Genomic DNA, 7,500 nt, shown 5'->3' with positions numbered 1-7,500 from the left:
AAAACATAATTAATTCACCCTTAATTCAATATCAAACTTATTAATTTATTCTTAGTGAGTGTTATTATAACATAATTTTTTCTCGTACCAAGCATAAATTGGTAGAAAAATCTCAGACAATTAGTTTTTTTTCTATGATTTTGATTGCACCACTTTTGTTAATTTTTTCTAGCATGTTCATTTTAAAAAATTTGGACAAATAATTTACCTCATATAATAACTTGGAGTTTTATATGATAAGCAACTTTGAGGCCTTTCATAGTTATACCAATCAATAAATTCACTTATTTTTTGATAAGTAATAGCCACATTTTCAAAATTTTCGCCCTCAATATTAAGCAATTCTCGTTGAAAAACTGCATAAAAATATTCAATAGGCCGGTTTGCAAGGGCATTTCCTTTTGGTGACATTGATTGTTGGATACCATTTTGCTTTAAAAAATTAGCAAATTTGTAGTTCGCATATTCCACTCCATGATCTGAATGGAAAAATTTTGGTTTAATATTATACTTTTTGATTGTTTCTTTTACTAAGTTTATAGTTTCTTCTGAAAATCTTGTTTTAGAAATCGAAAAATTGAGTACATAATTAGATTTTGTTTCAATAATTGAGTGTAGGTAAAATCATTCGTTGTTAATTTTGATAAATTTAATATCAGCAAACCATTTTTCACCAAAATTTTCTGAGCTAAAATCACCTTTGATAAGATCTTCAGCCCAAATTCGTGTAAACTTTTTCTCTTTTGGTGCTGGTTTTCCTTGCCTTTTATAAGCTAATGATTTTAATCCTAAAAACTCGTAGTGTTTTTGAAACACGTACGTGGATACATAATTTCCCTGATTTATGTAAATATTATATAGGATGTCGCGGCCTTTTACCTTTCGATTTAAATTGAAATTTTCACGAATTCACTCAAGTAAGTCTTCATCATAAATCATTTTCTTTGGTGGTTTTTTCACCCTTATTTTCTCATAAATCGAACTGCGATTAATGTTAAAAACACTACAAATTCTAGTGCAATTTTCAATTTTATCTTTATCTTTCTCTTGTTCTTGTTTTAATTTTTTGAGCTCCTCAAGAATAATTGCGGGGTCAATTCCGGATCTTTTAAGAACCCTCTCCACTACTTCTTGATAAATTCCACGATCATTTTCGGAAAGATCGTTAATTGTATATTTCTTTTTTGGTTTACGCGGTGATTTGATTTTCCCGCGAGTACTTATCAAACTTTTCATATCATTATTATAAAACTTTTTTTGCCAATTTCTTATCAAATTATTAGCATATATATGCAACATTCATTCTTTATGCGCTTTTTTACTTTTTGATTTGCTTTTGTAAATTTCTCTAAATTCTTCTGCAAATTGCAAAATTGCGTTTTTTAGCCCTTTAGATTCGGCAATTTTAATGTATTTAAATTTGTCTTGAATTGTGAATTTGTATTGTTTCATTTTGACACACCTTTTTTAAATGTGCCTGAAATTAATATACTAATTTATTCTCGTACCAAGCATTTTTTTTTTTTGCAAAATGTTAATTTGAAAACTATAAAAATTAAGATTTTAGCGTCAAAAAACGTGGATTTACCGGGTATTTTTGCATATTTATATTCACTAAAAAGTGAATTTTTTCCATCAGCTGGCAAACTCAGGAAAATATGCCTGAATTTTAGTCCAGTTTATTTTTAGCCACTGATTAGCATAATAACTTATTCTTTTAAAAAACAATTTTTTAGGTATTTTTCCTAAAAAATTTTTAATATATAGTATAATTATAAAAATAAAGAATTAATATTGTATATAAAAAAAGGAAAAAACATGAAGAAAAAGTTAAAGTTTTTTAAGTTTATTACTAATATTGTCGCTTTCACTTCACTTACACTAAGCGTTTTTGGTCCGCTTTGACATTTTCAAAATACAAAAAGCTATTCAGATTTTAAACTTGAAACTCGTGATATAGATTTATCAAATTCAAAAAAACCGGTAAATTTTGATGATTTAGTTCAAATTGTTTCAACCAAAAACCAACAAAATTCGCTTGTTATTAATGCAAATATTAAAAATAACCAAACACGCCTAAACAAAACAAGTACTAATTCAGACTCTCCTAATCTAGATGATATTGAAATTCAAATTAATCAAGAAGGTGAGGTAATTTTAAATAGTTCTTCACTTGAATTAGCTAACAAAAAAGCTGAACTCTATTTTGAAGAAGGTGTGCCAAAACTAAAATTTGAAGGGCATGTTTTTGACTTTAGACAGCTTCAAAATAAAACTCGGGTTGAAAAAACTGTGGCTCCAGCAGCTGTTGCTGCTGCTCCCGCTGTTGGTCTTGGTGCATTATTTTGATATGCTGTTGGAGCTGCTATCGTTGGTTCGGTTATTGGTATTGCTGCGGGCATTTTTCCGAATATTGTTAGTGATGTTGGAAGATGATGGAATAATAATCGGCCTGCCCATCCTGTCCACAAGGATGATGATAGTCCTATTGTTTCAAGAGATACTGACTCAATTGAAGTTGATTTAGATAAATTGACAAAAGGAAAAAGTAAGTCTAGAATTAAAACAATAGCAGGTACAACGACTTTAAATCTTTCTGTTATAAAAGATAAGAGAAAATTAAGAAACTACACTGGAATCCATCCAGCTTGATTTTTTAATTTTCACACTGAAGGCTTAAAATCTTATTTTGTTATTAGTGAACAAGCAATCCCAGAACCTGCTGCCTGACTTTGAGCCGTTTCAAATTTAACAATGCAGTCAAAATTAACCCAAATTGTTATTGATACTTTCCTGCCTAGTTCAGTAAAAGCTAAAATTAATGATAATTATTATGACCGTAAAAATATGAAGGAAAAATTAAAATCCCCTATTGATTTTTATTCATTTAATGAGCCAGTTATGTGAACTTTGGCTCAAAAAACAAGAGATACAGCAAATTTGATAGTGGGAAATAGATGGTCAATTGATCCAAATAATAATTTAAATAAGGATCCTGGTTTTACTAAAGGTCCTTTTGTTACCGGAAGCGGACTTGCTCATAATTCTATTGATTGAACCGACCCTGACAACTTCTTTAGAACTACTCACAAGGATAAAGAACCAGAAGACAAGCCATACATAAAAGTCTTTTTCCCCGGTTATCATGTAAGAAGAGTAAGATTTAAACGCGAACATCTAGATAGAGATGAAATGCTAAGTGTTGAAAAGGTACATTTTTTATATGGAACACCAATTAGATTTGATGTCTAAGACAAAAAAACAATTAAAAAAACTAAAATATTTAGAAATTAATATTAAAAGTCCTTGTTCAGTTGAAAATATAATTCAAGATTATGATCCTGAGTGTGAAGATAGGTTTGCTCGAATACCTAATTTTTTGTGAGTTTATGTTATGGATTTTTGCGCTGAGGTAATTAACCCGATTGAGACAATTATCGGTATTGACTATAAGCAGGATGACTGTGTCTATAACCTAAAATTAGCGGATATTCCAAAAACTGTGTTTTTTTCTAAGGATCTTGAAAATTTCCATTTTTATAATGAGATTAGATGCTTGATTGGTAGTCGTACTTATGAAGATCAAGAATATTGTCAAAAAAATAAAAATAAGAGTGGCGAGCCTGTTCCTCGAGTTTATTTTTCAAATACTTGGTACTACACTAAAGGTTTGAAAAAGGTTGTTGTTGCCTTTGAAAACTTTAATGACACTGAAAAATGCGAATTTTCAATTTCTTATCCTACCGTTTTTAGAAAAATATTTAAATCAGTAGAAAAATTAAAAGAAATTGAATCTTTAATAATTAAGGAAATCAAAGAAAGTGTTCCTTATGCAAAGCCAAAAAATTTATCAAATTATCACGAAAAAATCTTTGATTTTTTATCAAAAAGATATGAATATAACTCAGAATATGTAGATATAAATAAAGCATATTTAGGGCAAAATGTAGAAAATATCTACAATTTATTATTAAAAGAGAATTATAATTTTGGCAAAAAAACCCAAATTCAACCAATTCAAAATGTATTTACTTTTGAAACTTATGAAAATTTGCTTAAAAAATTTGAAAAATACGGGATTAAAAAGCTTGACTTAAACATTGAAAACCGGGATAAATTTATTCTTAGTTGATTTGATAAATTCGGTCCGGAATATCGAAAATTTTGCATCAACCTTTTTGGTAAAAAAGGTCAATTTTATTATGAAAATTTGAATAAATGAACAAATAAAATTGAATTTATCTACTTGTTGCAAATTTTATTTGGTCCTAGATATTTTTTTCCCACTGAGAATGTGTATCTTGATGATCCAGATTATTTTATTTTACCAAGTTGAGCTAAACTTAAACTAGAAAATTTCCAAATTTTTTACTTTGGTGGGCAAGAATATGGGCTTTTTGATGAAATAATTTCCCAATTTGACTCAAAAAAACCAGTTTTTTGGTTTAAACCATATTATCGTTCAGCTTATAGTACCGAGACTGGGTGAATTTCGCCAATTTCCTTAAAAAATTTTATTTTATTGTATGTCGACAGGCAAAAAATTTATTACTGACTTGCCCATTCAAATTTATATGATGATATTTATCAAGGTAAATACCAAATTTTAAAATATTATTTTAAACAAAAATTAGTAAAACTTGAACAAGATATTTTTCTGCGCGATAATCAAGATCCACAGTTTTTTGTTTATTTTCCAAACAAAAATTATTTACATAAAAATGTAATTGAATCTTCAACGGAAGAACTAATTTTATTTCGCGATGCAATAAAACGATATCGCCAAGAAACTCCTGATGATTACTTATCATTTCAAAACTTTGTAAAAAAATCAAGTTTTTATAACGAGCAAGAAAAGAAATTGATTTTAGAAGAGCATTTTGATTTTTCTTTAAATAGTAGAGAAAAAAATTACTATTTTGAAGAGATTAAAAAGACAGATTTTCGCGGTGATTATGGTGAGAAAGCTCGTGATGATAAAAAAATGTTTGCTGATCTTTTCAATGGCGAAAAACTTCGAAGTTAAAAATTTTAAATTCTTTTTTTAAATTTTTAGCTTTTTTTATTTTTACTTATTCAAAATAAACATTTTGTTAGAAAAATTTTATTTATTTGCAAAAATGTGCCTTATTTTGAGTGGTTGGAAGTTTGCTAGCCCAATCAGAATTAACCAAAATTATTATTAATAACTTGCTACCTAGTTCAGTAAGAGATAATAAAAATGTTGATGACCTTAAAATTATGAATAAGAAACTTAATTCACCTATTGATTTTTATTCATATAATCGATCAGTTATGGAAAATTTGGCTATAAAAACAAAATATACAGCAAATTTGCTAGTAGGAAATAAAGGGCCAAGAAACCCAAATTATAATTTAAATAAAGATATTGGTTTTACTAATGATCGCTTTGTTGTTGGAGAAGGTCTAGCTAGTGATGCTATTGATTGAACTGACCCTAAAAATGCGTTTAATATTGAACTAAATGATAAGAAAAATAAAAAATCATACATAAAAATACTTTTTCCCAGTTATCACGTAAGGAGAGCAAGAATGATAAAGGGAAAATTCGAAAAGAAGGATTTTATACCAAGAGAAAAAATGTTAAATATGGAAAAGGTGCATTTTTTATATGGAGATGCAATTAGATTTAGTAACTAAGGCAAAAAAACAGTTAATTAAACTAAAATATATAGAAATTGATATTAAAAGTCGTTGTTCAGTTGGTAACATGACTAGGGATGATGTTGATTCAACATCTAATTGTTTTTATAAGAATTATCCATTTCCAAATTTTTTATACGATTACCTTTATGAAACCTTCAATCCCAATCCAATTGAAAGAATTATTAGTTTAAATTATAAACAAGAAGATTATGTTTATAATTTAAAACTTGAAGATATCCCAAAAAGTTCGTTTTTTTCCAAAAAAATCAATGATTTCCATTTTTATGATGATATTAGGTGTTTAATTGGCAACTGAGACGACGATGAATATTGTCGTAAAAATGGAAAAGAAAATGTTGATTCTATCCCTGAACTTTATCCTTGGTATGCTTTTCACGACGGTAAAGGTTTTAAAAAAGTTGTTGTTGTCTTTGAAAACTTTGCCGATATTGAAAAATGCGAATTTTCAATCTCTTATCCGGCTATTTTTTGAAAAATGCTTAAATCAAAAAGCAAATTAAGAGAAATTGAAGCTTTAATTATTAAGGAAATTCAGGAAAGTGTTCCTTATGCAAAGCCAAAAAATTTAGCAAATTACCGCGAAAAAATCTTTGATTTTTTATCAAATAGATATGAATATGATTCAAAGTTTGCAGATATAAATAAACCATATTTAGGACAAAATGTAGAAAAAATCTATAATTTGTTATTAAAAGAGAATTATAATTTTGGTGAAAAAACCCAAATTCAACCAATTCAGAACGTATTCACTTTTGAAACTTATGAAAATTTGCTTAAAAAATTTGAAAAATACGGGATTAAAAAGCTTAATTTAAACATTGAAAATCGTGAAAAATTTATTCTTAGTTGATTTGATAAATTTGGTCCAGAATATCGAAAGTATTGTAGCGAACTTTTTGGTGAAGATGGCAAAAATTATTATGATAATGTGAATAATTGGACAAATAAAATCGAATTAATCTATTTGTTGCAAATTCTATTTGGTCCTAAATATTGAGTTGAAGATCTAGATTTTTACCCCGATACACCTGATTTTCTTATTCTACCAAGTTGGGCAAAACTAAAGCTTGAAAATTTCGAAATTTTTTATTTTGGCGGGCAAGAATATGGACTTTTTGATGAAATAATTTCTCAACTTGACTCAAAAAAGCCAGTTTTTTGATTCCAACCATTTTACTACTCCGCCTATGCAGCTGGCGAAGCATGGATTTTGCCAATTGCATTGAAAAATTTTATTTTATTGAATGTTGACGGTCAAAAAATTTATTACTGATTTGGCCATTCGAATTTATATGAAAATATTTATCAAGGTAAATATGAAATTTTAAAATATTATTTCAAACAAAAATTAGTTGAACTTGAACAAGATATTTTTCTGCGTGATGGCAAGGATCCTGCGTTCTATGTTTCTAGATCACCAAGGCAAAATAATTTAACTAAAAATGTCATTGGATCATCTATGCAAGAATTAATTTTATATCGAGATGCCTTGAATAAATTTCTAAAAGGAACAGACCATGAATTTGAGTATTTTACAGACTTTCTAGAAAATACTAATTTATATAGCCAACAAGAAAAAGAATTAATTTTAGAAGAACACACTCTCTTTTCTTGAGGTTCTGATGATTGGACTGAATATTATGATGAAATTGCAAGAGTAGATTTTCGTGGTTATAAAAGCAAAAAATTTATTGAGATAGAAGGGGAATAGTAGATTTTTTTGTTAATTAATAAATTTAATGAAAAAAGATTTAGCTTAAATTAGTATATTAATTTCAGGCACATTTAAAAAAGGTGTGTCAAAATGAAACA

At 27.8% G+C, this 7,500-nt stretch carries 5 protein-coding genes; 4 read left to right on the top strand and 1 reads right to left on the bottom strand.

Annotated elements, in window-relative coordinates:
- Positions 1-204 precede the first annotated feature (204 nt).
- Positions 205-1,452, bottom strand: coding sequence for an IS3 family transposase (locus R7X45_RS00025; RefSeq protein WP_318055469.1), 1,248 nt, complete (start codon positions 1,450-1,452; stop codon positions 205-207).
- 366 nt (positions 1,453-1,818) lie between these two features.
- Here R7X45_RS00025 and R7X45_RS00020 point away from each other — a divergent pair, with 366 nt between their 5' ends.
- From R7X45_RS00020 to R7X45_RS00005, 4 genes are all read left to right on the top strand, one after another.
- Complete coding sequence (locus tag R7X45_RS00020) at positions 1,819-3,252, top strand: hypothetical protein (RefSeq protein ID WP_318055468.1); 1,434 nt, start codon at positions 1,819-1,821, stop codon at positions 3,250-3,252.
- Positions 3,224-5,026 (top strand): hypothetical protein, encoded by a 1,803-nt coding sequence (locus R7X45_RS00015; protein WP_318055467.1) that lies wholly within the window; start codon positions 3,224-3,226, stop codon positions 5,024-5,026. The genes R7X45_RS00020 and R7X45_RS00015 overlap by 29 nt, the downstream gene beginning before the upstream one ends.
- Positions 5,027-5,112: 86 nt before the next feature.
- A complete protein-coding gene (locus R7X45_RS00010) occupies positions 5,113-5,661 on the top strand; it encodes a hypothetical protein (protein WP_318055466.1) in 549 nt (182 codons plus the stop codon).
- Complete coding sequence (locus R7X45_RS00005) at positions 5,633-7,399, top strand: hypothetical protein (RefSeq protein WP_318055465.1); 1,767 nt, start codon at positions 5,633-5,635, stop codon at positions 7,397-7,399. Before R7X45_RS00010 ends, R7X45_RS00005 begins: the two co-directional genes overlap by 29 nt.
- The last annotated feature ends 101 nt before the right edge of the window (positions 7,400-7,500 follow it).

The sequence above is a fragment of the Mesomycoplasma ovipneumoniae genome (assembly GCF_033343935.1).
GTDB classification, from domain to species: domain Bacteria; phylum Bacillota_I; class Bacilli_A; order Mycoplasmatales; family Metamycoplasmataceae; genus Mesomycoplasma; species Mesomycoplasma ovipneumoniae_G.
This window is presented reverse-complemented; position numbering and strand designations above follow the sequence as displayed.